Source organism: Prescottella equi (genome assembly GCF_020171745.1).
Lineage (GTDB): Bacteria > Actinomycetota > Actinomycetes > Mycobacteriales > Mycobacteriaceae > Prescottella > Prescottella equi_A.
This window is the reverse complement of sequence record NZ_JAIVAH010000029.1, coordinates 53841-80002: the sequence shown is the minus strand read 5'-3', so window position 1 is coordinate 80002 and position 26162 is coordinate 53841. Positions and strand designations below refer to the sequence as shown.

Below are 26162 nucleotides of genomic sequence, written 5' to 3'. Positions count from 1 at the left end.
GAGACAGACAGTGGCAACGGAAGCCGACGTCATCGTTGTCGGAGCCGGACTGGCAGGTCTGGTCGCGACACACGAACTGGTCAAGGCCGGACGCAAGGTCCTCGTCGTCGACCAGGAGAACGTGGAAAACCTGGGCGGACAGGCGTTCTGGTCACTGGGCGGCCTGTTCCTGGTGGACAGCCCCGAGCAGCGACGCATGGGCATCAAGGACTCCCGTGAACTGGCCTTGCAGGACTGGCTGGGCAGCGCCGGCTTCGACCGCGACCGCGAGGACCACTGGCCCCGGCAGTGGGCCGAGGCCTACGTCGACTTCGCGGCCGGCGAGAAGCGCGCCTACCTGCACGACCTCGGCCTGCGGGTGATGCCGAACGTCGGCTGGGCCGAGCGCGGCGGCGGACTGGCCACCGGTCACGGAAACTCGGTGCCGCGCTTCCACATCACGTGGGGCACCGGCCCCGAGGTGGTCCGGGTGTTCCGCGAACCCGTGCTCGAGGCCGCGAGCCGCGGGCAGGTCACCTTCCGCTACCGGCACCAGGTGGACGGGCTGATCATCGAGAACGGTGCCGCCGTCGGCGTCCGCGGCACGGTGCTCGAGCCGTCGACCGAACCGCGGGGTGTGAAGTCGTCCCGCACGCCCGCAGGCGAATTCGAGCTCCGTGCGCAGGCGGTGGTGGTGACGTCCGGCGGTATCGGCGGCAATCCCGACCTCGTGAAGAAGAACTGGCCCGTCGACCGACTGGGCCGCGCGCCCGAGCACATGATCACCGGCGTGCCCGCGCACGTCGACGGCCGCATGCTCGAGATCACCGAGAACGCGGGCGGCAACATCGTCAATCGGGATCGCATGTGGCACTACACCGAGGGCATCGTCAACTGGGATCCGATCTGGCCCAACCACGCCATCCGGATCATCCCCGGCCCGTCGTCGCTGTGGCTCGACGCCACCGGCAAGCGCCTGCCGGTGCCGCTGTTCCCCGGCTTCGACACCCTCGCGACGCTGAAGCACATCCTCGGTACCGGGCACGACCACACCTGGTTCGTCCTCACCCAGTCGATCATCGAGAAGGAGTTCGCGCTGTCGGGTTCGGAGCAGAACCCCGACCTTACCGGCAAGGACATGAAGCTCCTGCTCGGACGCGTGAAGAAGGGCGCACCCGGTCCGGTGGAGGCGTTCAAGCAGCACGGCGTGGACTTCGTGGTCCGCGACAACCTGCGCGACCTGGTCGACGGCATGAACGCCCTCACCCCGGACGCAAAGCTGGACTACGCCCAGGTGGAGCACGAGATCGTGGCCCGCGACCGCGAGATGGACAACACCTACTCCAAGGACATGCAGGTGATGGCCATCCGCAACGCGCGAACCTATCTCGCGGACAAGGCGATCCGGGTCGCCAAGCCGCACCGCCTGCTCGATCCTGCGCACGGCCCGCTCATCGCGGTCCGACTGAACCTGCTCACCCGCAAGACCCTCGGGGGCCTCGAGACCAACCTGGACTCGCAGGTGATCCGGCCCGACGGCAGCGTCTTCGACGGCCTGTACGCCGCGGGTGAGGTCGCCGGGTTCGGTGGCGGCGGCGTCCACGGCTACAACGCGCTCGAGGGCACGTTCCTCGGCGGCTGCATCTTCTCCGGCCGCGCGGCCGGACGCGCGCTGGGCCGGAGCCTCGGGTGAGCCGCACCGCGCTCGTGACGGGCGCGTCGTCGGGCATCGGCCTCGAGGTGGCCCGGGCGCTGGTGACGCGCGGGTATCGAGTGCTCGGCACCACCCGTAATCTGGATGCGCTGCAGCAGAGTTCGCGGGTGCCCGGCGTCGAGTACCTGGCGTTGGATCTCACCGACCGGGCGAGCATCGAGGCGTGCGCCCGGGCAGCCGGCGCCGTGGACGTCCTCGTCAACAACGCCGGTGAGAGCCAGATGGGTCCGCTCGAGGAGTTGCCACTCGACGCGATCGACCGCCTGTTCCAGGTGAACGTGCTGGGCGCGATCCAGCTGACGCAGCTGGTGTTGCCCGGCATGCGCGAGGGCGGCTACGGCCGGGTCGTGATGGTGGGCTCGATGCTCGCGAGCTTCCCGCTCGCGTTCCGGTCGTCGTACGTGGCCGCGAAGTGCGCGCTGAAGGGCTTCGCGTCGGCGGCCCGACGGGAACTGAGCCCGTTCGGGGTGTGGCTCACCACCGTCGAGCCCGGCACCATCGCGACCGGCATCGGCGACCGCCGCACCCGGTACATCGGCGACGGCTCCCCGTACACCGCCGACTACACGACGGTGTCGAAGGCGATGCAGCGCAACGAGGATCGCGGGATCCAGGCGTCGACGGTCGCCGACCTCGTGGTGAAGGCCATCGAGGCGGACAAGCCCAGGCCGCTGTACGCAACGGGAAACAAGGCGCCGCTGGTGTTCACGGTCCGGCGGCTCGCGCCGCGCGCCTTCACCGAGAAGATGATGGCCCGGTTCCACGGGGTGAAATAGACGAACGGACGTCCTGCCGACCCCCCGACGGGCCGGCAGGACGCCCGGATCATGGGCGAATCAGCTACCGCTGGAAGCGCTGGAGCTGTCCGAGCCGCTCGAACCGCTGGAACCGCTCGAGCCACTGGATCCGCTCGAACCGTTGCCGTCGTCCGCACCGTCCAGCGGATCCGTGCCACCGGCGGCGGACTCCGAAATGAAGCCGGTCGCCTTGGTCGTCAGCTCCGTTCCGGTGGAGTTGGGCACCTTGGCCCGCCAGTTGACGATCGGGTTGAGAATCCCGAACGGACCGCAGCCCGTCGCCCCCGGAAGAGTGAAGTCCGACGCCGTGTTCTGAATGTTGGACGCAACCAAGACGCCGGCGGGCCACTCCGTGCCGTCACTGACACCGATGGACGACGGGTCGTCGACCGGATTGGACTTGTGCAGGTTCAGTTCGACCGGGGCCGAATCGGTCCCGATGTAGCAGTTGTCGCCCAGGAACGGATTGTCGATCTTCATCCGCGTTTTCAGGGTCATATCGAAGTTGAAGAGGTCGCCGTTGAACACCGGAACCTCTACCGCCTCGACCGTCGCGGTCACTGCGGCCAAGCCGAACAGGTTGTTGAACGGGAGATCGACCCCGAGCACACCGCCGGGCACCGTCAACGGCTTGCCGTAGACACCGTTGTGGCCGTCGTCGCGGGGGATGAAGTCGTCGTCAGGGGCGTTGCCCGCGATGATCATGTCGCCGAGCCCGATCGGCAAGTTGAAGCCGTTGTTCGCGAACGTACCGCTCTCGACGAGCACCGTGAGGCAGCCTTGCGCGATTGCGGGATCGCACACGCCACCACCCGGGACAGGGGCGGGCGTCGGAGCTGCCGACGCCAAGGGAGCCAGCAGCGCCATCGAGGCGCCCACCGCACCTGCCACGGCCACGGTGCGCACTGCCCCGCGACGCCGCGAGACTCTCGAATCGTTCTTCACACGTCCTCCTCAGTTATCGAGCATTCGATGTGCGTATCCACGGGTTATGGGCACACAGAGGGGTGAGCAACGGCGAACGCCTCTCGCCGCGAGTTTCGGTCAGTCGAACTGTGCTGCGGATACACCCCGTCGTCCACAGCACCGAGAGTCCGGCGAATGAATGGCTTCTACCTGCACATTCACCGCAGACTCGGAGCGCCTTCGACTGTTACGCAAGGTAACAGCTGGAGTGGTTTATATCACAGGCAATCCTGGAGAATGGGAATTTCCCGACTTTCATCCAATTCGAGCGTCGAGGGTCTACCAGTCAGTAGTTCAACATGCCAGACTGTTTCCCCATGACGAGCACACGTGCAGTTACCGTCGCCGTAGCGGCAGCAGGAGCACTGTTCCTCACCTCGTGCGGCGGGCAGGATTCGACGCCGGAACACACGGGACACGACGCCTCCAGCACGTCCGCGAGCGGCGCCACCTCGGCGATGGCGGCACCGCCGACGCCGATCGAGGCCGCGGTCCCCACCCCAGCGGCGGAATCGTCTACTCCCCTGCCGGCACCGACCACGACGGTCGCGCCCCCACCACCGGTGACCACCGTGCCGCCGCCCGCTCCACGTCCCGCCGCACCCGCGGCCGGCGAGATCGACGCCCGATCCCCGGAACAGGTCGTCGCCGAGTCGGGCGAGCGCGGGCAGCGCTACCTCGCCGCACTCCGGGGAGCGGGTATCCCGCCGACCGGGATGGACGGTGTCGAGGTGCTGTACGCGCAGGGCACCTGCGAGGCCCTCGCGCGCGGCGACTCGCGCGCGAGCGTTCTGGCCGAATTCGATTCGGTCGGAAAGGCATACGCACAGTTCCTGCCGATGCCCGCGGACCGGATCGCGGAGATCTACGTGTCGACCGCCGAACGCACGTACTGCTGACCGCGACTCGGACGTGAGCCGCGGTCACGACACACCGTCAGGCCATGGAGCGCAACCAGTTCGCGAGCCACGACGTCGCGGTGGCACCGTTGCGATCCACGACGTAGGTCGAGTAGTCCTGGTGCACCTGCGACTCGTAGAACTGGCGGAGCTTCTCGGCCCGGTCGTGGTTGGCACCGTCCGACGACTGCGATTCGAGCGTCGGCATGCCACCCGCGGCGATCAGGTCCTGCGCGATGACCAGCGCCTCCTGCGCGTACTTACCGCTGAGCGGGGCCAGCGGCGACGAGTTCTGGGCCATGAACCCGGCCAGGCGGGTCACGAAGTCGTCCTTCGGCGTGGAGCAGTACAGATCACCGGCGGCGCAGAAGGTCCGCGTCTGCGGGTTGACCAACCCGAAGCCACCGATCCGCGGACCACCGGCGCCGTTGCCGATCACCTGCGGGCCGACGATGTTGTCCCCCTCGGAACGGCGCGGATCGGACAACAACCCCACCGCGGCAATCCGATTCGCCGGGACGACACCGAGCCCGGTGCCGATCTCGGCCGCGAGATCACCCGCTGCGTCCGCGCCCTGGCTGTATCCGATCAGGGCGAAGTTCGTGTTGCCGCAGCGTCCGGCGACGTCCGCGATGATCCCGCGGGCGTTGTCGACGGCCTGCCGCTTGGACGCGCCGTACACCTCGGTCTCCCACGGGAACGCCGTCGCCACATAAGTCACGTAATCGACACCGACCGATGACGGCAGCCGGTTGGTCACCGCCGACAGCAGTCCCGGACCGCGGCTTTCACCCGGATCGGTCGTCGTCTCCCAGGTCCCCGGAATCGCCACGACGTGCAGGTTCGGACACGCGGGTGCGGCCTGCGCCGCCCCGGCACCGATCGAGACCGTCGTTCCGAGAACAAGTCCGAGAACCGTTGCCGCACTTGCTCCGACAGCAGCCAGCGTCTTCCTCAGGCGCATCGACACCCCACCCCACTCATCTGATCCAGGTGGCCACTTCCCCATGGCCACATGCCGTGACGTCCCCTCCCGTGACAACGCCTGCGGGTGACGCGACAGGTAGATCTTGACAGTCCTACATGTCGATACGGTGCACGATCGGTAAACGCACGTTACCGGAGCCGAGCGCGGTGGTGGGCTTCTTCGATTCGTCGTTTTCGTGCCCGAACACGGATGGGCCCCCTCGCATTCCGCGAGGGGGCCCACCTTACGGCTCGAATCAGCCGCCCAAGCTACCGAACAGCCCCGAGAGTCCGGCGAGGCTTCCGCCGCCATCCGGGTTCGGAATCGTGTCCGGATCGCCGGTCACCGTGACGTTCACCGGGTTCGCTGCCGAGTCGATGAAACCGGCGTCGGCAGTGAACTGGGCCGTGACGACGAAGTCGCCCGGGTTCTGGAAGAACGTCGTCAGCGTCGCGACGCCGTTCGCATCCACCCGCACCGGTCCACCGAGCAGCACGTCGCCGAGCTTGAACTGCACTGTGCCCCGAGCATCAGCCGGATCCAGACGCGCGGTGAGCGTCACCGGCGAGCCCTTGGCGGTCGACGCGACCGGATCGACCGCGATCGTGGTGGCCACGTCGGCGGCCGGCGCCTCGGTGACACTGACCGGGTACTGCAGCGAGACCGACGGAGAGATCCCCTCGGCGCCCGAGTAGCGGGCGATCACGCGGTGCGTGCCGTTGGTGGTGAAGGTGTGCGGGAGCACCGCGGCGCCGTCATCCATCACGTCGGCGGTGCCGACCGGAGTTCCGTCGACCTCGAAGGCCACCGTGCCGCCCGAGACACCCGGCTCGACCTTCGCGGTGAGGTTCACCGGCTGGTCGCGGTAGGCGTCATGATCCGGTCCGGTGACCGACGTGGTGGTCTGGATGTCCTGCGAGGTCACCGTGACCGTCTTCGAGGCGGACGACGCATTGAAGAACTCGGCGCCCAGGAACTTCGCCTCGTAGGCGTAGTCGCCGTCGGTGTCGATCGACTGCGTCAGCGAGGCCTTGCCGTTCACCAGATCGACCGGCGTGCCGATGTCCTCGCCGTCCTTGGTGAACTGCACCTGCCCGCTGTCCGGGGTGGGCACGACCGTGGCGTTGAGCGTGAACTCGCCGCCGTTGGTCACTGCGCTCGGGCCGTCCAGGTAACTCACGGTGGCGACCGCCTGCCGCAGGATCTGGATCGTGGCCAACGGGCCGGCTCCCGCGTTCAGCGGGCCGGTGTCGCTGTCACGCGGCGAACACTGGGTGGGTGCCCAGACGGTGCCGACGACCGGCGCGCTGGCCCTCGGCAGGAACGTCAGGAAGTTGGCGTCATTGCCGAACTGACCGGCCGCACCCGCCGTGCGCAGCTTCATCGAGATACTTCCCGCCGCGCCGGCCTTGAGGGTGGCCTTGACCTGGGGCAACTGGAATGTCGTGGTGCTGCCCGACGCATTCGCCTTGATGCCGCCCTCGGAGTTCTTCGCCGAACTGGGGCCGTTGCCGATCGTCTGGTTGTTCCCGGACAGACGGATGATCTGCCCGTTCGGATCCACATTGCCCTGCTCGTTGACGACGAGGACGTTGGGCGCGACACCGGAGATACCCGACGAGGTGTTGGCCACCACCTCGGCGCCGATGAACTGCGCGTTCTCCGGCATCGCCACGTCGATCTTTAGCCGCGAGATGTTCGACAGACTCGCGCCGGAACCCAGATCGTTGGGCACCGAGATCGGCGGCGGCGAGATCGTCACCACGAACTCCTCACCGGGTGCCACCGTTTCCGGTGCGTCGACCGTCACCGAGGCCGCCTGCACCTGAGTCTGCGGCCCGCCGGCCAGACTCGACGACGGCGTCGCCTTGCACGCGTTGTTGAACGGTGTGGTGGTCGTCGCCGCGGAGGCGGCCCCAACACCCAGAACGCCGGCGCCGGCAACGACCGTCGCGCCTACTGCGACCGGTGCGATGTAGCGGTACAGCTTGGAACTCATCGATCCTCCTGCACTCATGTCGTCAGCCTCCGATCGATCCGGCGAGCAGCCCGGCGAGCGGGCCTTCCAACAGCGAGCCGAGGCTGCCGGCGCCCGGCTCCGGAGCCACCGGCGCCGGAGACACGTTCAGCACCACAGGATTCGACACCGTGTCACGGAAGCCCTCGCCGCCGATGAACTTGGCGGTGAGCAGCTGCGTTCCCTCGAAGTCGAGCGTGGTGGTGACTGACGCCTTGCCGTCGACGACGGCCACGGGGGCGCCGATGGCCTCGGTGCCCTTGTAGAACTGCACGGTGCCCTGCGCGTCAGCCGGATCGACGTCCACGGTGAGCGTGACCGTCTGACCGACCACCGACCGACCCTGAACCGTCAGGTCCGCGGTCACCGCCGTGAGGACGGGTGCGGTCGGGGCGACCGTGGCCGTGAACGGTGCGGAGGTGGAGGCGCCGAAGCCCTCGGTGCCGGCGAATGCGGCGACCACCTGATAGGTCCCGGCGGTATCGAAGGTGTGCTCGAGCGCCGCGACGCCGTCGGCGGTGCCCAGGTCGACGGTGCCGACCTCGGTGCCGTCGACCGAGAAGGTGACGGTGCCGCCGGTCGGGATCGGGCGGACCGTCGCCATCAGGTTGGTCGGGCTACCGGCCTCGGCGGTCACCGGTTCGACCACCACGGTGGTGGTCTGCCACGCGCCGTAGGAGACGGCGATCTGCTGAGCCGTCGCGGCCGAGTTTGCGATACCGAAGCCACCGACGAAGTTCGCAGTCACCGCGAAGTTGCCTGGATCGTCGAAGCGGTGGTCCAGCGTGGCCGTGCCGCCGCTGACCTGGACCGGGCTACCGACGTTGGTGCCATTGATCGCGAACTGCACGGTGCCCGTGGCGTCCGCCGGAGTGACGGTGGCCTGGAGGGGAACCGTCGAGCCCGCCTCGGCCGTGGCCGGGACGGTTACCGAGGTGGCGGTGGCCACGGGGCCGACCTCGACCTGTGTCGTTCCTGACTCAGAACTGTTGAAAAGCCCTGTCGCCGTGTACTTCGCGGAGACGGCGTAGGTACCCATCTCGTCGAACACGTGCTCCAGCGAGGCGGTACCACCGCTGACCGCGACCGGGTCCCCGATCGGGTTCGTGCCCTCGAAGAACTGCACCGTGCCCGTGGCGGTCGACGGCGAGACCGTCGCTGTCAGGGTCGTCTCACTGCCCTTGCTCGTGGTGGCCGGCGCCGAGATGGTCGTCGTGGTGTTGTCGCGCTTGGCCTCGACCCGCACGAACGCACCGGACGTGTTGCTGCCCTGCTGGCTACCGAACGAGTACACATCGAAGACGAACCCGCTGTTGTAGTCGCCGAACGCGAAGTTCTCCGGAATCTTGTACGTGGTCGTGAAGGTCAGCACGGTGCTGCCGATGATCTTGAAGCCCTTTGCGCCGGTGAGAGGCACCGAGCTGCAACCGCCGCCGGTGCAGACCGCCTTGACTCCATTGTTGCCTTCGTTGGTGATCGTCCCGGCCAACGAAGTGCTCGCACTCTGGTATTCGAACCCGGCGGGCGCCTTGTGCCGGATCGTGGTGAGGTAGCGACCCAGGTTCAGGGCGACCTGCGAGTTCTCCCAGACGCTGGAACGGTACGTCACCGTGTCACCGGGATTGGCGACGTTGCCGGGAACGCCGTTGACGCTGACGACCTCGGTCTTCCATCCCATGTTGTCGGCGGTCTGGTCGTTCGACGTCGCCGACGGCGGCGGCCCCGTGGGGTCCGCACCTGCCGTCCCGACCATGGCCAAAGTCAGCGCTGCTGCACTGACCAAGGCCACGAGCGGGCCGGCCGCTCTACGAATCTTCGACGAAAACACTGATCCTCCTCGGGTCGCCCGCCCCCCGACTTGGCGGTTGTGTCAGAAATCACATGAGGCGGACCTTAGCCGTTGCAAGATCGTTGCGAAAGTGTTTTCTGGTCGAACGTCCAGAAATAACCCTGCAGCTCAACCCGATTTCGAATCGAAAAAGGACGAAGGCCCCGTCCCACGCGAGGCGATGCGTGGAACGGGGCCTTCGAGCTCGGTGCGATCGGCGGGGAACGTCGTTGGTCCCCGCCGGACCGCTCAGCGCTGCGGCGCGCTGGTGGTGCGGACCGGCGACGGCAGCGACGTCGATCCTTCGAGGAACTGGTCGACCGCGGCCGCGCAGGAGCGACCCTCGGCGATGGCCCAGACGATCAGCGACTGACCGCGGCCCATGTCACCGGCGACGAAGACGCCGTCGACGTTGGTGGCCCACTCCGACGAGCGGGCGACGTTGCCGCGCTCGTTGAGGTCGACGCCCAGATCGGTGAGCAGACCCGGCTTCTCGGGGCCGACGAAGCCCATCGCGAGGAACACGATGTCGGCCTCGAGCTCGAAGTCCGAGCCCTCCACCTTCTCGAAGCGGCCGTTCACCATCTTGACCTCGTGCGCCTTCAGCGCGGTCACCTTGCCGTCGACTCCGACGAACTCTTCGGTGTTGACCGAGAAGACCCGCTCGCCACCCTCTTCGTGGGCAGACGACACGCGGTACATCAGCGGGTACGTCGGCCACGGGGTGGAGTCGGCACGCGCCTCCGGCGGGCGCGGCATGATCTCGAACTGGTGCACGCTCTCGGCGCCCTGACGGTGGCTGGTGCCGAGGCAGTCGGCACCGGTGTCGCCGCCGCCGATGATGACGACCTTCTTGCCCGCGGCCGTGATGGTCGGCTCGGCCAGGTCGCCCAGCTGCACCCGGTTCGCGATCGGCAGGAACTCCATCGCCTGATGGATGCCGTCGAGCTCGCGGCCCGGGATCGGCAGGTCGCGCGCCTCGGTGGCACCGCCGGCGAGGACGACCGCGTCGAACTGCTCGCGCAGCTGCTCGGCGGTGATGTCGACACCGACGTTGACGCCGGTGCGGAACACCGTGCCCTCGGCCTCCATCTGCGCCAGGCGACGGTCGATGTGGCGCTTCTCCATCTTGAACTCGGGGATGCCGTAGCGCAGCAGGCCGCCGATGCGGTCCTCGCGCTCGAACACCGTCACCGAGTGGCCGGCCCGCGTGAGCTGCTGTGCGGCAGCCAGACCCGCCGGGCCGGAGCCCACGACGGCGACCTTCTTGCCGGTGATGTGCGACGCGCGCACCGGCTGGACCCAGCCCTCGTCGAAGGCGCGGTCGATGATCTCGACCTCGACCTGCTTGATGGTCACCGCGTCCTGGTTGATACCGAGCACGCACGCCGCCTCACACGGCGCCGGGCACAGCCGGCCGGTGAACTCCGGGAAGTTGTTGGTCGCGTGCAGGCGGTCGATGCCCTCGCGCCACCGATCCTTGTGGATCAGGTCGTTCCACTCGGGAATCAGATTTCCGAGCGGGCAACCGTTGTGGCAGAACGGGATACCGCAGTCCATGCACCGGCTGGCCTGGGTCTTGAGGGTGTCCGAGGAGAAATCCTCGTACACCTCCTTCCAGTCCATCAGGCGCAGCGGCACCGGGCGGCGGATGGGCAGCTCGCGCGACGTGTGCTTCAGGAAGCCGTTCGGATCACCCACGAGCTGCCTCCATGATTGCGTCGTCCACGTTGGTTCCGTTCTTCTTCGCGGTCTCGATAGCGACGAGGACCTTCTTGTAGTCGCGCGGCATGACCTTCGCGAAATGTGCCTTCTGGTGCGACCAGTCGGCGAGGATCCGAGCCGCAACCTCGGATCCGGTCTCGTCACGGTGGCGCTCGATGGCGCCGTGCAGCCACTCGAAATCCTCGACGCTGAGGTCCTCGAGATCGACCAACTCGGTGTTGAGGTTGGTCCCGAAATCACGGTCCGGGTTGAAGATGAACGCCACACCACCGGACATGCCGGCACCGAAGTTGCGTCCGGTCTTGCCCAGGATGACCACCTTGCCGCCGGTCATGTACTCGCACGCGTGATCGCCCACACCCTCGACGACAGCGGTGGCGCCGGAGTTGCGGACTGCGAATCGCTCGCCGACGATGCCGCGGATGAGAGCCTCACCCGTGGTGGCACCGAACAGGATCACGTTGCCGCCGATGATGTTCTCCTCGGGCACGAAGCCCTCGGCCGTCTGCAGCGGCGGGCGGACGACGATGCGTCCACCGGACAGGCCCTTGCCGACGAAGTCGTTGGCGTCGCCGTGCAGGCGCAGCGTCATGCCCTTCGGCACGAACGCACCGAAGCTGTTGCCGGCCGCACCCGTGAAGGTGATGTCGATCATGTTGTCCGACAGCCCCTCCGCGCCGAAGGCCTTGGTCACCTCGTGGCCGAGCATGGTGCCGACCGTGCGGTTGACGTTGGTGATCTCCGACTCGAACGCGACGGCCTCGCCCTTGTCGAGGGCCGGACGTGCCAGCTCGATGAGCTGCTGGTCGAGGGCCTTCTCCAGGCCGTGCTCCTGCGTGCCCGAGCAGTACAGGTCCTGGTCCGCGAACGCGGACTCGACCTTGTGCAGGATCGGGGACAGGTCCAGCTTGGACGCCTTCCAGTGCTCGAGCGCCGCGGTGGTGTCGAGCACGTCGACCTGGCCGACCGCCTCCTGCAGGGTACGGAACCCCAGCTCGGCGAGCAGCTCGCGCACCTCCTCGGCGATGAACATGAAGAAGTTCTCGACGAACTCGGGCTTGCCCGCGAAACGCTTGCGCAGCACCGGGTTCTGCGTCGCCACACCCACCGGGCAGGTGTCGAGGTGGCACACGCGCATCATGATGCAGCCCGAGACGACGAGCGGTGCGGTCGCGAAACCGAACTCCTCGCCGCCGAGCAGCGTCGCGATGACGACGTCGCGCCCGGTCTTCATCTGACCGTCGACCTGGACCACGATGCGGTCCCGAAGACCGTTGAGCAGCAGCGTCTGCTGGGTCTCGGCCAGGCCGAGCTCCCACGGCGCACCCGCGTGCTTGAGCGACGTCAGCGGCGACGCACCGGTGCCACCGTCGTGACCCGAGATGAGGACGACGTCGGCGTGCGCCTTCGACACACCCGCGGCGACGGTGCCGACGCCGATCTCCGAGACCAGCTTGACATGGATCCGCGCCTGCGGATTCGCGTTCTTCAGGTCGTGGATCAGCTGCGCCAGATCCTCGATCGAGTAGATGTCGTGGTGCGGCGGCGGCGAGATGAGGCCGACGCCCGGGGTGGAGCCACGCACCTCGGCGACCCACGGGTACACCTTGTGCGGCGGCAGCTGGCCACCCTCACCGGGCTTGGCGCCCTGCGCCATCTTGATCTGGATGTCGGTGCAGTTGCTCAGGTAGTGCGAGGTGACACCGAAGCGACCCGACGCGACCTGCTTGATCGCCGACCGGCGCCAGTCACCGTTCTCGTCCGGCGTGAAGCGCGACGGATGCTCGCCGCCCTCACCGGAATTCGAGCGGCCACCGAGACGGTTCATCGCGATCGCGAGGGTCTCGTGCGCCTCCGCGGAGATCGAGCCGTAGCTCATCGCACCGGTCGAGAAGCGCTTGACGATCGACTCCGCCGACTCCACCTCGTCGATCGAGATCGGCTCGCGCAGACCGGTCTTGAACTTGAACAGGCCGCGCAGCGACGCCAGGCGCTCCGACTGGTCGTCGACCAGCTTGGTGTACTCCTTGAAGACCTCGTACTGGCCGGTCTTGGTGGCGTGCTGGAGCTTGAACACCGTGTCCGGGTTGAACAGGTGGTACTCGCCCTCACGACGCCACTGGTACTCGCCACCGACCTCGAGCTCGCGGTGCGCCCGCAGCTCCGGCCGATCCAGGTACGCATTGGCATGGCGCGCAGCGACATCCGCTGCGATCTCGTCCAGGCCGATGCCGTCCAGGTTGGAGTGCAGACCGGTGAAGTACTCGTCCACGAGCTCCTGCGACAGGCCGATCACCTGGAACAGCTGGGCACCGGTGTACGACGCGAGCGTCGAGATGCCCATCTTGGACATCACCTTCAGCACGCCCTTGCCGGCGGCCTTGATGTAGTTCGAGACGGCATTGTCCAGGCTCAGCCCCTGCAGCTGGTTGCTCTGCAGCAGCTCGTCGATGGTCTCGAACGCCATGTACGGGTTGACCGCCGCGGCACCGCAGCCGAGAAGCGCCGCCATGTGGTGGACCTCGCGGGCGTCACCGGACTCGACGACCAGACCGACCTTGGTGCGGGTCTTCTCGCGCACCAGGTGCTGGTGCACCGCGGAGGTGAGCAGCAGCGACGGGATCGGCGCGTACTTCTCGTTGGACTCGCGGTCCGACAGCACGATGATGCGGGCGCCGCCGGCGATGGCCTCGGAAACCTTGTCGCGCACCGTGTCCAGGGCCTTGCGCAGACCCTCGCCACCCTGCGCGACCGGGTACACGCCGCGCACGACGACGCTGCGGAAGTGCGGGAACTTCGCGTTGTCGTTGAGGTGGATCAGCTTCGACAGGTCGTCGTTGTGCAGGATCGGCGACGGCAGCGCGATCTGGCGGCACGACGCGGCCGACGGGTTCAGCAGGTCGGCCTCGGGACCGATGGTGCCGCCCAGGCTCGTGACGATCTCCTCGCGGATGGCGTCGAGCGGCGGGTTGGTGACCTGCGCGAACAGCTGCTGGAAGTAGTCGAACAGCATCCGCGGACGGGCCGACAGCACCGCGATCGGGGTGTCGGTGCCCATCGAGCCCAGCGCCTCACCACCGGTGAGTGCCATCGGCTTGACGAGCAGGTTCACCTCTTCGTTGGTGAAGCCGAAGATCTGCTGGCGCAGCACGACCCGGTCGTGGGTCATGTACGTGTACTTGCTCTCCGGCAGGTCGTCGATCTGGACGAGGCCCTCGTCGATCCACTGCTGGTACGGCTGCGCCGCGGCGAGCTCCGACTTGATCTCGTCGTCCGAGATGATGCGACCCTGCGCGGTGTCGACCAGGAACATGCGGCCCGGCTGCAGGCGCATGCGGCGCACGATCTTCTCCGGGGCGATGTCGAGGACGCCGACCTCGGACGCCATGACGACCAGGCCGTCCTCGGTGACCCACACACGCGACGGACGCAGGCCGTTGCGGTCGAGCACGGCGCCGACGACGGTGCCGTCGGTGAAGCACACCGACGCCGGGCCGTCCCACGGCTCCATGAGCGCCGAGTGGTACTCGTAGAACGCCTTGCGGGCCGGATCCATGCTCTCGTGGCGCTCCCAGGCCTCCGGGATCATCATCAGCACGGCGTGCGGCAGGCTGCGGCCACCGAGGTGCAGCAGCTCGAGCACCTCGTCGAAGCGCGCGGTGTCCGAGGCGCCCGGGGTGCAGACCGGGAAGATCTTCTCGAGCGCGCCCTCACCGAAGACGTCGGACTTGATGAGCGCCTCGCGGGCCCGCATCCAGTTCTCGTTGCCGCTGACGGTGTTGATCTCACCGTTGTGCGCGACGCGGCGGAACGGGTGCGCCAGCGGCCACGACGGGAACGTGTTGGTGGAGAAGCGCGAGTGCACCAGGCCCAGCGAGCTCTCGACGCGGTCGTCCTGCAGGTCCAGGTAGAAACCCTTGAGCTGCGGGGTGGTGAGCATGCCCTTGTAGACGAACGTCTGGCCGGACAGGCTGGGGAAGTACACGGACTCGCGACCCGGGCCGTCCTCGCCGGCACCGCCGTCGCCGAGCTCGTGCTCGACGCGCTTGCGGATGACGTACGCGCGGCGCTCGAGGTCCATGTCGGTGACGGCGTCACCGGCCGAGCCGATGAACACCTGACGGAACGTCGGCATCGCAGCCTGCGCCAGCGAACCGAGCGACGAGTCGTCGGTGGGGACCGCACGCCAGCCGAGAACCGTCAGGCCCTCCTCGGCGACGATCTTCTCGACGCCCGCGGCTGCCTCGTCGGCGGCGGCGTCGCCCTGCGGCAGGAACGCGATACCCGTGGCGTACGCGCCCGCGGCGGGCAGCTCGAAGTCGACCACGGCACGCAGGAAGCGGTCCGGGACCTGGAGCAGGATGCCGGCGCCGTCACCGGTGTTGGGCTCGGAGCCCGCGGCACCGCGGTGCTCGAGGTTCACCAGCGCGGTGATCGCCTTCTCGACGATGTCCCGGCTGCGACGACCGTGCATGTCGACGACGAACGCGACGCCACACGCGTCGTGCTCGTTCGCCGGGTGGTAGAGCCCCTGGGGCCCGGGAAGATGCTTCATACCTACTGCCTTCGTATGCGTAAATGCACCGATGACCAGCAGCGCTGATGGTCATACAACTGCAGAGCATGTACCTGCACGACACTGTGCGGCACCGACCGAGAAGGGCTCCTCGTTGAGCCTCGGCACGGGACTGACGTCCGCCCCGGCGACGTTGCTCTGGGGCGTTTCAGACGGCTATGAGTCCACCGTGTTGAGAAAAGGTTAATTCACGCACCCGGGAGAAACGCAAGCAAGGCTCCCCTCTCCACGCCGTGACCTGTGGTTTTCCTCCCCGTTGCTGGGGAAATGAAGTGCACGTCACAGCCTAGAGCGAATGTTTCGCGCCCGACGGGCGGACGGATTGCAGCATCGACACGATCGTTGGGCGATGTATCGCCGTCGTGTCACGGCTCGATCGCGACCACCGACACCGAGTCGCCGTCATAGTTCGTCACGTACGCCCGGGTGCCGTCCGGGGTGATCGCCACGGCGGACGGACTGTCGCCGACGGTGACGGTCGCGACGACGGCGTTGACCGCGGTACCGATCACCGACACCGTGTCGCTCGCGTAGTTGGTGACGTACGCCCGGGCACCGTCCGGGGTGATCGCGGTGCCGAACGGGCTGTCCCCGACCGGAACGGTCGCGACGACGGCCTTCACCGGCAGACCCACCACCGACACCGCGTCGCTGTCCCACGCGGTGACGTAGGCCCGGGTGCCGTCCGGCGTGATCGCCACCCCGAACGGCCCGTCGCCGACCGGAACGCTGCCGACGACCGCGGCCGTCGCGGTGTCGATCACCGCCACCGCGTCGCTGCCCTGCTCGGCGACGTACACGCGGGCGCCGTCGGGGGTGATCGCCACCTCGGAGGGCAGCCGGCCGACCGGGACGGTGGCGGTGACGGCGTCCGTGCGGGTGTCGATCACCGACACCGTGCCGCCGTCGTAGTTCGACACGAAGGCCCGGGCACCGTCCGGGGTGACCGCGACCCCCTCCGGACCGTCGCCGACCGGGACGGTGGCCACCACCGCCCCGGCGGTGGTGTCGATCACGGACACCGTGCCGTCGTCGGAGTTGGTCACGTAGGCGCGGGCACCGTCGGGGCCGACCGCGACGTCGGTCGGGTAGCCGCCGACCGGCACCGTCGCGGTGACGGTGTCGGTCGCGGTGTCGATGACCGCGACCGTGGCGTCGAAGTAGTTGGTGACGTAGGCGCGGGAGCCGTCGGGGGCGATCGCCACCTCGGTGGGACCGGCGCCGACCGGAATGGTCCCGGTGACGTTGTCCGCGTGGACGATCGGTGCGGACAGGACGAGCCCCGCCACGGACACCGCCACCAGTGCCGCGGACCTGGACATCGCGATCATGCGCTTTCCCTTCTCCAAGAGGGCAAATCGCCGGAGTCGGACAGCGCTCACGCACCGTCAACGGCGGCGCATCTTCGTTCCTCTCCATTGGACGCCGCGCGCGCGGACCTGTAAACACCCGAGGTGGGAGGCCTCACCGCAGCGGTGCCCGGAAGGGCCGTCACAGGTCGGGTACGGTCCCCCACATGGCTGGCAAGGCAGCGATCCTCGGTGGCGGCATCGGTGGGCTGACGGCCGCCAACGTCCTGATCCGCCGCGGGTGGGACGTGTCGGTGTTCGAACGCTCCTCCGCGCCCCCGACGACGGGCACCGCACTCGGCATGTGGCCGCAGGCAATTGCCGCGCTGGACGCGGCCGGGGTCGGCGACCGGGTGCGCGATGTCGGCGCGCGACAGCAGCGCGCGGCCTTCCTGCGACCGGACGGGTCGGTGATCGGCCGCGTCGACAGCGCGCGGCGCACCGCCTACCTGATCTCCCGCCCGGCGCTGCTGGGCATCCTCGTGGACGGACTCCCCGCCGGCACCGTCCGATTCGGCGAGGCCGCACCCGATCTCGGCACCCTCGCCGGATTCGACGTCGTCGTCGCGGCCGACGGCACCCGCAGCGCCACCCGCGACGTGCTGTTCGGCTCCCGCTACCGCCCCGTATACACCGGAATGACGGCATGGCGCGGGTGGATCCCCGGCGAGACCGCGTCGGTCACCGAGACGTGGGGTCCCGGCGCGCTGTTCGGCATCACCCCACGCGAGGGCGGCCTGGTGAACTGGTTCGCGGCGGTCCGCTCCCCCGCCGACGCGCCGGACGGAGTCGACTTCCTGCGCACCCGTTTCGGCGACTGGCACCAGGACGTGCGCAAGATCCTCGAGCAGGTCGACCCCGACACCGTGTTGCACCACGACCTCCACGAGTCGCCGGCGCTGCCGTCGTACGTGCGCGGGAACGTCGCGTTGATCGGCGACGCCGCGCACTCGATGGCCCCGAACCTGGGCCGCGGCGCGTGCGAGGCGATGGTCGACGCCGTCACCCTCGGCCGACTGCTCACCGAACATGCCGTGCCCGACGCCTTGCGGCGCTACGACCGGGCCCGACGCCGCCCCACGCGTCGACTGGTCCGGGCGTCGCATGTGGCCGGCCGGATCGCGACCGCGCGGCGGTTTCTCGGCGTGCGGGACGGCGTCGTCGGGCTGGGGTCACGTTTCGCGTGAAACATCGGATCCGCGCGGATTCCGGGTGCGAAAATAGCTACTGGCCGCAGCGAATAGACAGCTGCGGCCAGTGCAGGACGAACATTAGCATCTGTTGAACGTTTGTCTCACAGGGATCGGAACTTCTTGTCGGAGTATGGGATCCCTCGATCCAAACGCCCTGGTCAGGCCTTCGCGACGGCGGGTTCGCCGACCTCGATGGTCGACGGTGCGGGCTTGCGGCCCGGGATCGCGGCGGCGATGGCGGCGGCGACGAGCGCCACACCGCAACCGATCAGCAGACCGGTCCGGAATCCGGCCTCGGTCGGGATGGTGTGACCGCCACCGATCGTGGTGCTCATCTGCGCCAGCACGACGCCGACGACCGCGGCCGCGACGGACGTGCCGACCGAACGCATCAGCGTGTTGAAGCTGTTGGCAGAGCCCGTCGCGGACGGCGGCACCGCGCCCATGATCAGCGCCGGCATCGCACCGTAGGCCAGACCCACGCCCGCGTTGGAGATACAGACGACCACCAGCAGACCCCACGTGGAGCCGAGCAGCAGCATCGAGGACCCGTAGCCGAGGGCGATGACCAGCGCACCGAGCACCAGCGTGACCTTGGGGCCGCGGGCGGCGGACAGCTTCGCGCCGAGCGGCGAGACGGCCATCATGACGAAACCGCCGGGCAGCATCCACAGACCCATCGCCAGCATCGACTGGCCGAGGCCGTACCCGGTGGACTCGGGCAGCTGCAGCAGCTGCGGGATGATCAGCGACTGCGCGTACATCGAGAAGCCGACGACTACGGAGGCGGCGTTGGTCAGCAGCACCTGCTTACCGGCGGCCAGACGCAGGTTCACGAGCGGATCCGTGGTGCGCAGCTCCCACCAGCCCCAGGCCAGTAGCACGATGACCGCGGCCGCGAACAAGCCGAGAATCTCGGGGCTTCCCCAGCCCCAGACGGCACCCTTCGACACCGCCAGCAGCAGGCTCACGAGGCCGACGCCGAGACCGAGCGCGCCGACGTAGTCGAAACCGCCGGTGGCCATCGCCGGTGTGGCCGGGACGAGACGCCAGATCAGGATGCCGATGACGACGCTGAGCACCGCGCATCCCCAGAACAGCACACGCCAGCTGGTGTTCTGGGTGACGGCAGCGGAGATCGGCAGGCCGAGCGCGCCGCCGATGCCCAGGGTGGCGCTGATGAGCGCGATCGACGATCCGAGCTTCTGCGGCGGCACCAGCTCACGCAGCGCGCTGATGCCGAGCGGCACCATGCCCATGCCGAGGCCCTGCAGGCCGCGGCCGATCACCATCGGGGCCAGCGAGTCGGCGAGCGCACACAGCACCGAACCGGCCGCGAGCGGGACCGCGCAGAACAGCAGCATGCGCCGCTTGCCGAGCAGGTCGCCGAGGCGTCCGGTGACGGGCGTCGCGACCGCGCCGACGAGCAGAGTGATCGTGATGACCCACGACGCATTGGACGCCGTGGTGTCGAGAATGCGGGGCAGGTCGCCGATCAGCGGCACCACCAGGGTCTGCATAAGTGCCGCCACGATGCCGGCGACCGCCAGCACTGTGACGATGCCGCCCGACCGGGCGGTGGACGCGGAGCTGTCCACGGGACTCCCAACTTCTGGATTCAAACGGATTTCGTTACTCAAACTAGTTGCAGCATACAACCAACTTGTATCATGCAATCAAGTTGTATCGCGCAAAATCCCAGGTAGGGTGATATGTCCGATTCCGCCCGGGCACAATGGGAGTGCATCGAGCACCGAGGAACGATGCGGTTGTGAGAGGACCGGTATGGAGAAACCCACGCATCTGATCGACTTCGAGACCATGCTGCTGGGTCGGCACGTGCACCACAACAGCCCGCGCCCCCGCCGCAGCGGCGGACACCTCGACAGCAGCGCCTACATCCTGCTCAGCCGCATCGACATCGAGGGCCCCATGTCGAACGGCCAGCTCAGCGACGCCCTCGGCCTCGACACGTCCACCCTGCACCGGCAGACCACCGCGATGCTCGGCGACGGACTCCTCGAACGCATCCCCGATCCCGACGGCGGCATGGCCCGCAAGTTCCGCATCACCGAGGAGGGCAAAGCCCTCCTCGACGGGGAACGGTCCGGGAGCATCGCGGCGCTGAACACGATGATGGCGGACTGGGAGGCAGAGGACGTCGCCGCCTTCGCGGCCTACCTCAAGCGCTTCAACACCGACATCGAGCGGATGGGTGGACGCCCCTGGCCGCGGCCGTGACCCGACGAACGACGACGGCCGCGCAACGCGTGCGCGTTGCGCGGCCGTCGTCGTCCGGTCTAGGCGGACAGTCGCTTCGCCGGGTCGGGGTTCCCGAGTTCGGCGGGCTGCTCGTCGGCCTGCAGTTCGCCCACCTCGCTCTTGAGGATCCGCAGCGAGCGGCCTAGCCCACGGGCGGCGTCGGGCAGCTTCTTGGACCCGAACAGCACCAGCAGCACCACCGCCACGATCGCCCAGTGACCGGGACTCAGCGCGCCCATCAGGACGGCTCCTTGCCGTCGGGGTAGACCGCGTCCACCTCGACCTCGACCAGCCAGCCCGCAACCGGCAAGGTGCCGACCTCGAGCGCGAAACGGGTGGGGCGGGCGCCGTTCCGCTCGATCGGGGCGGCCGGGGCCGCGGTCCCCAGCGGCACCAACTCGGTGTCACCGGTCTCTAGGTTGGTGTTGGCGAAGAACTGACGGTAAGCGCGATTCCAGCCCGCGTAGTCGGCGCGATCGGTGCCGGGAGCGTTGTCGAGGAACACCCGCATCGTCACGACGTCCTCGAGCGTCAGCCCCTGCGCCTCCAGGTTCTCCCGGATCTTCTTGAGCACGTTGATGCCCTGCGCCTCGGTGACCGTGACACCCGCCGGCAGCACACCGCCGGTGAACTGGCTGTCGATGTACGACTCCGGGGTGCCCTCGGGCGCGGTCTTGTTGGACGCCGACGGCCCCAGCCCGCTGGTCTTGTAGACGGCCGCGCCGCCACCGATCGCCACGCCCTGCGCGATCATCGGATTCGCTTGTCCCGCTTCCAGAACCGACTTGGAGACGAACGTCGACTCGGGTGCGGTCTCCGCCTCGGCGGTGTCGGACGAGCAGCCGGAGGCGGTCAGGATCAGTGCCGAGCCCGCGAGGGCCGCGGCGATCGCCTTGCGAGAAACGGAAATCATGATGGCTCCTTCGTGAATGATGAACGGGCTCAAGCGGCCTGCGCGACGCGCTGGTGGATGCCGGTGACGACGTCCCGAGCGGACGTGAACGCGCCGTGCTGCCACGCGATGGCGTTGGACAGGTGGTCGCCGGCGAAGTAGATGCGGTCGACCGGCTCGAGCAGCTTGGTGTACTCCGGGGTCGCGGCGCCGCCGTGCGAATCGCCGGCCCCCGCCCACGACGCCCACGCCGACTCGGAGTACTTGGTCCGACGCCACGAGCCCGAGAACGACGACGAGATGTCGCGGGTGTACTTGTCGCCGTGGATCTCCGAGCCCTCGGCGAGCGCCTTGGCCAGCCGCTGCCGGTGCGTCAACGACTCGAACCCGAGCTGACGTCGGCCCGAGCTGTAGTAGGCGACCACGACGCCGCGATCGGCGTTGTAGTGGTCGTACGGGAACATGATCTGCGAGATGTCCCGGTCCGTGTTCGACGCACCGCCGTAGATGCGGTCCTCGATCTCCCACCAGCGGCGCGAGTACTCGATGCCGAGCTTTCCGGACGACGACGGCTTGGCCGCCCGCAGCGCGGTGAGGACGTCCGCCGGCAGGTTGTTGTCGAGCCGCTCGATCAGGTGCGGCGGGATGGTGCAGATCGCGTACTCGGCGCTGACGGACTTGCGCTGACCACCGACCCGGTACTCGACGGTCACCCCGTCGGGCGTGTTCTTCATCGACGTGACCTCGGCGCCGTAGACCAGGCTGTCGCCGATCTCCTCCGCGAAGCGGTAGTAGATCCGGTCCATGCCGCCCACCGGGGTGAGCATCGTCATCGCCTGGTCGTACTCGTAGTCGAAAGCGAAGTTGCGGCCGATGCCGCTCTGGATGACGTCCTTCATCGCGAACGGCTGCTTCTGGGTGCCGAAGTTCAGCCCGGCGCCGGGCTCCGAGTCGTAGCCGCGGCGCGGCGAACCGAGGTAGCGGCCGTCGTCGGACAGATCACCGAAGCTGGCGAGGAACTCCGACAGCTTGTCCTTGTCGTCCTTGGTGAGGACGTCGTCGAGCGCACCCTGGTTGGTCGCCTTCTGGAGCAGCTCGGAGACGTAGCCGAACGTATCGGCCTTCGCGGCGCGGTAGGTGATGGACTGGCCGGCCAACGGCTGGCTGCCGGTGTAATTGACCATCGTGTTGGCGTTCTGGTTGCCGAACACCTGCAGCTCGACGCCCAGTTCGCGGCAGTAGTCGAGGGTGATGTGACCCTGCGGGATGCGGGTGCCGCCCAGATTGAAGTAGTGGCCCTCGGAGAACGTGCACTTCTGCGTCTCGCCGTTGAGATCGGTCTCCTCGGTGCCCGCCCGCACCGACCAGATCCGGCCGCCGGGACGGTTCCGGGCCTCGAGCACGGTGACCTTGTAGCCCGCCTTCCGCATCTCGTAGGCCGCGCACAGGCCCGCGGGTCCGCCGCCGAGGATCACCACCGAGTGATCGCCCTGCACCGAGCCGACGAGATCACCGGCCGACAACGACTGGAAGCGCTTGGGGACACCGGCGGTGGCCGGGGCCATGCCGATCGAGGACATCGCCCCGTATGCCAGGCCCGCGCCACCCGTGACGCCGAGGGCCTGCATGAAAGTCCTACGTGTGAATGCCATTTCACGCTCCCAAATGTCAGCCCGGCGATCCGGGTGATCAGTTCGGATCTCATCCTGGAGACACCCCGGGTCGCGGAGTTGTCGCCGGGGAAACGGTTTCGCGGAGTCGACTGAGAACACGCGCCGTACCACCACCACGCCTTCTCAGACGTGTGCGATCAGTGGAAGCACGCACGCAATATCGTTGTTACACACGCTGACTAGCGTCACGCGCGTGTCCGCACTCACCGACGCGATCGCGCGCTCGTTCACCACCGGGGAACCGGAGCGTCCCGCCCTGTCGTCGATGCGCGCCCTCGGGCGGCGGCAACTGTCCGGCGTCGAGGTACTGGCCCAGTCCGTCGCCACCACCGCACCGGCGGTGTCCATGGTGGTCCTGCCACTCACGATGCTCACCCACGGCCGAATGCTCAGCGGCATCGTGACGATCCTGGTCGCAACGATCGCCGTCACCCTCATCGCGTTCTGCGTCTCCCAGTTCACCCGACGCATGGCCGCGGCCGGCGGCCTGCACAGCTTCGCGTTCCGCGGATCCGGGAGCCGGGCCGCGCTCACCGCCGCGGTCGCGATGCTGGTGAAGTACGTCGGCAGCGCCGTGATGACGCTCTACCACGGCGGTCAGGCGGTGATCGCCCTGTGCGGTCTCGCCGGGTTCTCCCCTCCCGCGCCGCCGGTGTATCTGGCACTGGCGGTGGGCATCCTGTGCTGCCTCGTGCGCGGCGTGCGGTTCGCGGCCGTCACGATCCTCGCGGTCGAGATCTGCTCGCTCGTCTTCATCGTCGGACTGATGCTGTTCGGCGACAACGCATCCCCGCCCGTTCTTCTCCCGCCGGCGTCCGGCCACGGCACGCTGACGCTCGCGCTGGCAGCACTGTTCGCGCTCGCCGGCTTCGAGAGTGCCGCGTTCTTCGGCCCCGAGGCGCGGCGCCCGCTGGTGACCGTCACCCGCACGGTGCTGTTCACACCGATGATCTGCGGATCACTGTTCCTCGTCGCTGGGTGGGCGGCGTGGACGGGACGCAGCGACACCCTCGTGAATGCGTATCTGCACGGCACCGAGACCGGGGTCAGCCCGGTCATCGTGGTCGCACTGAACGTCGGGCTGGCCTGCTCGTGGCTGGCCTCGGCGATGGCGTCGTCGAATGCCGCGTCCCGCCTGGTCTATTCGCTCGGGGTCGAGGGGGCACTGCCCCGCTGGTGCGGACGGGTGCACGCGTCGTTCCGCACCCCGGACGCGGCGCTGGCGCTCGTCATCGGTGTGGTCGTACTCGGCGCCGGGGCGTTCGCGGTGCTCGGGACCGGTGTGGTGTTCGGTGATCTCAGGTTGGTCGTGCGCGGTGCCGTGATCGTCGCCTACGTGGTGGTGGCGGTCGCGTCGGTGCGCTTCCTCAACCGCATCGGCGAGCAGACCCCGGGGGTACTCGCCGCGAGCACCCTCGGCAGCATTGCCGGGGCGTCGGTGCTCGGATACCTGGTGTACGTCAACGTGATCGACGCGTCGTACGTCGTGCCGGTCGCGGTGGCGGCCGTGCTGCTGTCGGGCCTGGTGTGGCGCGCCGGGCTGCGCAGACGACGCCCCGACGCGCTGCTGCGCATGGGCGCGTTCGACAACGCCGAATCCGCGGACGTCCTGCCCGGGGCGGGCGTATTCGCCGCCGACGCGTCCGGCCGGACCGTCCTGGTCGGCCGGGACCCGCGCTGATGGCGCCTGCGAGGGACCTCGGCGGCAACGAACCGCGTGCCGTGCAACGCGCACTCGCGCTGCTCGAGGCGGCCGCACAACTGGGATCCGGGGCATCGGCGAAGGAGATCGCCGCGCTGGCCGGCATCCCGCAGGCGACGGCCTACCGACTGCTGAACCTGCTCGTCGCCGACGGCTACCTCGTCCGCGTCGCCGACCTCTCCGGGTTCACCCTCGGCCGTCGCACCCGCGAATTGGCCGGGGCCGCGGACCGACCCGTCGACGTCGGCGTCGTGCTCGAGGAGTTGCGCGCCCAGGTCCGGTACGGCGTGTACCTCGCGTCGTACGACAACGGGCGTGTACGCCTGGTGGACCGCGATCCCGACCACGAACTCGCGGGCGAGCGCACGCTGGTGACGGCCCCGCACGCGTCGGCGATCGGCAAGGTGCTGCTCGCTGCGCGCCCCGACCTCGCGGCCGGTCCGCTGCGGAAGGTCACCGCCCGCACCATCACCGACCACGACGCGCTGGAGATGGAACTGTCGGTGATCCGGCGCGGCGAACCCGCCTGCGAGGTCGACGAGATCCGGGTGGGCCGCTCGGCCGTCGCCGTCCCTGTCCACGACAGCCGACGCGCCGTCGTCGGCAGCCTCGCCGCGATCGGGCCGACCGGGCGCCTGTCGGTTCACGACGCCGACCTGGTGAACCTGCTGCGCGAATACGCGAGCCGGCTGGTGCCGAGCGGGGTGCGTACGCCCTCCTGAACAGGTCAGACGCGGTCCTGCTCGGCATCGAAGCGGGCGCGAGCATTCTCGATCGCCGAGCGGTTGGTCTCCGCCCAGCCGACGAGGACATCCACCGGGTGGCGAAGCGTCTTGCCGAGTGGCGTGATGCGGTATTCCACGGCGACCGGGCGGGAACTCAGCAGTTCGCGCTCGACGATGCCGTTGCACTCGAGTCGGCGCAGCGTCGCTGTCAAGGATTTCTGGGTCACGGCGGGAATCGCGCGGCGCAGGTGGTTGAACCGGCTGGGTCGCTCGCACAACTGGTCGAGGACCGCCAGCGACCACTTGTCGAGGACCTGATCGAGAAGTTCTCGGTGGGCCGCGGTGACGCTGAGTTCCCCGGAATCGGCCGAGTAGGTATCGGGCATGCCACCTAGTTTCGTTGAAGTGCCCCTCCTATACCAAGTATCAATTGGATACCGTGCTTACTCGATCCTGGAGGACATCCACCATGACTGTGCAGTTCAGTACCCCGGACGGCATGACCCGGCCTACCCCCTATCACCACGTCGCAATCGGATCAGGGACCCGCCACGTCCACGTGGCCGGTCAGATCGCGCGGCTCGCCGACGGAACTCCCGTGGCACCGGGCGATCTCGCGGGCCAGGTGGCCCAGGCCCTGCGCAACACGGCGGCCGGATTGACCGGTGCGGGTGCAACTTTCGACGACGTCGTGCGGCTCACCTTCTACGTCACCGGCTGGACGCCCGACAAGATCGGCGAGTTCATGGCGGGCATCGAACAGGTCGCCGCCGAGATCGGGCTGGCCCTGCCGATGCCGCCGGCATCGCTCATCGGCGTGGAGTATCTGTTCGAGCCGGACGTGCTCGTCGAAGTCGAGGCGACCGCGGTCTGCGACTGACATCGCTAGGGTGGCGTC

20 protein-coding genes are annotated in these 26162 nt (G+C 68.3%); 8 read left to right on the top strand and 12 right to left on the bottom strand.

What is annotated here, in order from left to right:
* Positions 1 to 10 precede the first annotated feature (10 nt).
* Both LCL87_RS23415 and LCL87_RS23410 read left to right on the top strand, forming a co-directional pair.
* Complete coding sequence (locus LCL87_RS23415) at positions 11 to 1672, top strand: FAD-binding dehydrogenase (protein WP_225023844.1); 1662 nt, start codon at positions 11 to 13, stop codon at positions 1670 to 1672.
* The gene (locus LCL87_RS23410) at positions 1669 to 2469 is read left to right on the top strand and encodes an SDR family oxidoreductase (RefSeq protein WP_225023843.1); all 801 of its coding nucleotides are present in this window, start codon (positions 1669 to 1671) and stop codon (positions 2467 to 2469) included. The genes LCL87_RS23415 and LCL87_RS23410 overlap by 4 nt, the downstream gene beginning before the upstream one ends.
* A gap of 60 nt (positions 2470 to 2529) precedes the next feature.
* Here LCL87_RS23410 and LCL87_RS23405 read toward each other — a convergent pair whose 3' ends face one another.
* Positions 2530 to 3435, bottom strand: a complete 906-nt coding sequence (locus LCL87_RS23405; RefSeq protein WP_225023842.1) for a hypothetical protein — start codon at positions 3433 to 3435, stop codon at positions 2530 to 2532.
* Between the two features lie 338 nt (positions 3436 to 3773).
* Between LCL87_RS23405 and LCL87_RS23400 the strand changes: the two genes are divergently transcribed.
* The gene (locus LCL87_RS23400) at positions 3774 to 4355 is read left to right on the top strand and encodes a DUF732 domain-containing protein (protein WP_225023841.1); all 582 of its coding nucleotides are present in this window, start codon (positions 3774 to 3776) and stop codon (positions 4353 to 4355) included.
* A gap of 37 nt (positions 4356 to 4392) precedes the next feature.
* On the opposite strand, the gene LCL87_RS23395 is transcribed toward LCL87_RS23400, so the two are convergent.
* The 6 genes from LCL87_RS23395 to LCL87_RS23370 all read right to left on the bottom strand — a co-directional run bounded on the left by LCL87_RS23395 (position 4393) and on the right by LCL87_RS23370 (position 16799).
* Positions 4393 to 5319 (bottom strand): cutinase family protein, encoded by a 927-nt coding sequence (locus tag LCL87_RS23395; protein ID WP_225023840.1) that lies wholly within the window; start codon positions 5317 to 5319, stop codon positions 4393 to 4395.
* Between the two features lie 259 nt (positions 5320 to 5578).
* A complete protein-coding gene (locus tag LCL87_RS23390) occupies positions 5579 to 7321 on the bottom strand; it encodes an Ig-like domain-containing protein (protein ID WP_225023839.1) in 1743 nt (580 codons plus the stop codon).
* A 22-nt stretch (positions 7322 to 7343) separates the two neighbouring features.
* Positions 7344 to 9092 carry an Ig-like domain-containing protein gene (locus tag LCL87_RS23385; protein WP_225023838.1) on the bottom strand — a complete coding sequence of 583 codons (1749 nt, stop codon included), beginning with the start codon at positions 9090 to 9092 and terminating at the stop codon, positions 7344 to 7346.
* Between the two features lie 324 nt (positions 9093 to 9416).
* Positions 9417 to 10868, bottom strand: a complete 1452-nt coding sequence (locus tag LCL87_RS23380) for a glutamate synthase subunit beta (protein WP_225023837.1) — start codon at positions 10866 to 10868, stop codon at positions 9417 to 9419.
* Positions 10861 to 15447, bottom strand: a complete 4587-nt coding sequence (gene gltB / locus LCL87_RS23375) for a glutamate synthase large subunit (protein WP_225023836.1) — start codon at positions 15445 to 15447, stop codon at positions 10861 to 10863. The genes LCL87_RS23380 and gltB overlap by 8 nt, the downstream gene beginning before the upstream one ends.
* Before the next feature lie 386 nt (positions 15448 to 15833).
* Positions 15834 to 16799 carry a beta-propeller fold lactonase family protein gene (locus LCL87_RS23370; protein WP_225023835.1) on the bottom strand — a complete coding sequence of 322 codons (966 nt, stop codon included), beginning with the start codon at positions 16797 to 16799 and terminating at the stop codon, positions 15834 to 15836.
* Positions 16800 to 16984: 185 nt separating this feature from the next.
* Here LCL87_RS23370 and LCL87_RS23365 point away from each other — a divergent pair, with 185 nt between their 5' ends.
* The gene (locus LCL87_RS23365; RefSeq protein ID WP_225023834.1) at positions 16985 to 18004 is read left to right on the top strand and encodes an FAD-dependent monooxygenase; all 1020 of its coding nucleotides are present in this window, start codon (positions 16985 to 16987) and stop codon (positions 18002 to 18004) included.
* Positions 18005 to 18168: 164 nt separating this feature from the next.
* On the opposite strand, the gene LCL87_RS23360 is transcribed toward LCL87_RS23365, so the two are convergent.
* The gene (locus LCL87_RS23360) at positions 18169 to 19608 is read right to left on the bottom strand and encodes an MFS transporter (protein WP_225023833.1); all 1440 of its coding nucleotides are present in this window, start codon (positions 19606 to 19608) and stop codon (positions 18169 to 18171) included.
* Positions 19609 to 19795: 187 nt separating this feature from the next.
* Here LCL87_RS23360 and LCL87_RS23355 point away from each other — a divergent pair, with 187 nt between their 5' ends.
* On the top strand, positions 19796 to 20251 hold the full coding sequence (locus LCL87_RS23355) for a MarR family transcriptional regulator (protein ID WP_225023832.1): 456 nt from the start codon (positions 19796 to 19798) through the stop codon (positions 20249 to 20251).
* Between the two features lie 59 nt (positions 20252 to 20310).
* On the opposite strand, the gene tatA is transcribed toward LCL87_RS23355, so the two are convergent.
* The 3 genes from tatA to LCL87_RS23340 are packed head-to-tail and all read right to left on the bottom strand — an operon-like array spanning position 20311 to position 22792.
* A complete protein-coding gene (gene tatA / locus LCL87_RS23350; protein WP_225023831.1) occupies positions 20311 to 20511 on the bottom strand; it encodes a Sec-independent protein translocase subunit TatA in 201 nt (66 codons plus the stop codon).
* Complete coding sequence (locus LCL87_RS23345) at positions 20511 to 21185, bottom strand: Rid family hydrolase (RefSeq protein WP_225023830.1); 675 nt, start codon at positions 21183 to 21185, stop codon at positions 20511 to 20513. The genes tatA and LCL87_RS23345 overlap by 1 nt, the downstream gene beginning before the upstream one ends.
* Before the next feature lie 29 nt (positions 21186 to 21214).
* Complete coding sequence (locus LCL87_RS23340; RefSeq protein ID WP_225023925.1) at positions 21215 to 22792, bottom strand: flavin monoamine oxidase family protein; 1578 nt, start codon at positions 22790 to 22792, stop codon at positions 21215 to 21217.
* Positions 22793 to 23030: 238 nt separating this feature from the next.
* Here LCL87_RS23340 and LCL87_RS23335 point away from each other — a divergent pair, with 238 nt between their 5' ends.
* The gene (locus LCL87_RS23335) at positions 23031 to 24518 is read left to right on the top strand and encodes an APC family permease (RefSeq protein ID WP_225023829.1); all 1488 of its coding nucleotides are present in this window, start codon (positions 23031 to 23033) and stop codon (positions 24516 to 24518) included.
* Positions 24518 to 25261, top strand: coding sequence for an IclR family transcriptional regulator (locus LCL87_RS23330; RefSeq protein ID WP_510850848.1), 744 nt, complete (start codon positions 24518 to 24520; stop codon positions 25259 to 25261). The genes LCL87_RS23335 and LCL87_RS23330 overlap by 1 nt, the downstream gene beginning before the upstream one ends.
* A 5-nt stretch (positions 25262 to 25266) precedes the next feature.
* On the opposite strand, the gene LCL87_RS23325 is transcribed toward LCL87_RS23330, so the two are convergent.
* A complete protein-coding gene (locus LCL87_RS23325) occupies positions 25267 to 25650 on the bottom strand; it encodes a winged helix-turn-helix transcriptional regulator (protein ID WP_225023828.1) in 384 nt (127 codons plus the stop codon).
* 83 nt (positions 25651 to 25733) lie between these two features.
* Here LCL87_RS23325 and LCL87_RS23320 point away from each other — a divergent pair, with 83 nt between their 5' ends.
* A complete protein-coding gene (locus tag LCL87_RS23320; RefSeq protein WP_225023827.1) occupies positions 25734 to 26144 on the top strand; it encodes a Rid family hydrolase in 411 nt (136 codons plus the stop codon).
* Positions 26145 to 26162 lie beyond the last annotated feature (18 nt).

Bases quoted from the DNA above. Each gene is read 5' to 3' on its own strand.
- LCL87_RS23400 (WP_225023841.1), top strand. From the start codon at position 3,774: ATGACGAGCACACGTGCAGTTACCGTCGCCGTAGCGGCAGCAGGAGCA.
- LCL87_RS23395 (WP_225023840.1), bottom strand. From the start codon at position 5,319: ATGCGCCTGAGGAAGACGCTGGCTGCTGTCGGAGCAAGTGCGGCAACG.
- LCL87_RS23390 (WP_225023839.1), bottom strand. From the start codon at position 7,321: ATGAGTTCCAAGCTGTACCGCTACATCGCACCGGTCGCAGTAGGCGCG.
- LCL87_RS23385 (WP_225023838.1), bottom strand. From the start codon at position 9,092: ATGGTCGGGACGGCAGGTGCGGACCCCACGGGGCCGCCGCCGTCGGCG.
- gltB (WP_225023836.1), bottom strand. From the start codon at position 15,447: ATGAAGCATCTTCCCGGGCCCCAGGGGCTCTACCACCCGGCGAACGAG.
- LCL87_RS23370 (WP_225023835.1), bottom strand. From the start codon at position 16,799: ATGATCGCGATGTCCAGGTCCGCGGCACTGGTGGCGGTGTCCGTGGCG.
- LCL87_RS23365 (WP_225023834.1), top strand. From the start codon at position 16,985: ATGGCTGGCAAGGCAGCGATCCTCGGTGGCGGCATCGGTGGGCTGACG.
- LCL87_RS23355 (WP_225023832.1), top strand. From the start codon at position 19,796: ATGGAGAAACCCACGCATCTGATCGACTTCGAGACCATGCTGCTGGGT.
- tatA (WP_225023831.1), bottom strand. From the start codon at position 20,511: ATGGGCGCGCTGAGTCCCGGTCACTGGGCGATCGTGGCGGTGGTGCTG.
- LCL87_RS23345 (WP_225023830.1), bottom strand. From the start codon at position 21,185: ATGATTTCCGTTTCTCGCAAGGCGATCGCCGCGGCCCTCGCGGGCTCG.
- LCL87_RS23340 (WP_225023925.1), bottom strand. From the start codon at position 22,792: ATGCAGGCCCTCGGCGTCACGGGTGGCGCGGGCCTGGCATACGGGGCG.
- LCL87_RS23330 (WP_510850848.1), top strand. From the start codon at position 24,518: ATGGCGCCTGCGAGGGACCTCGGCGGCAACGAACCGCGTGCCGTGCAA.
- LCL87_RS23325 (WP_225023828.1), bottom strand. From the start codon at position 25,650: ATGCCCGATACCTACTCGGCCGATTCCGGGGAACTCAGCGTCACCGCG.
- LCL87_RS23320 (WP_225023827.1), top strand. From the start codon at position 25,734: ATGACTGTGCAGTTCAGTACCCCGGACGGCATGACCCGGCCTACCCCC.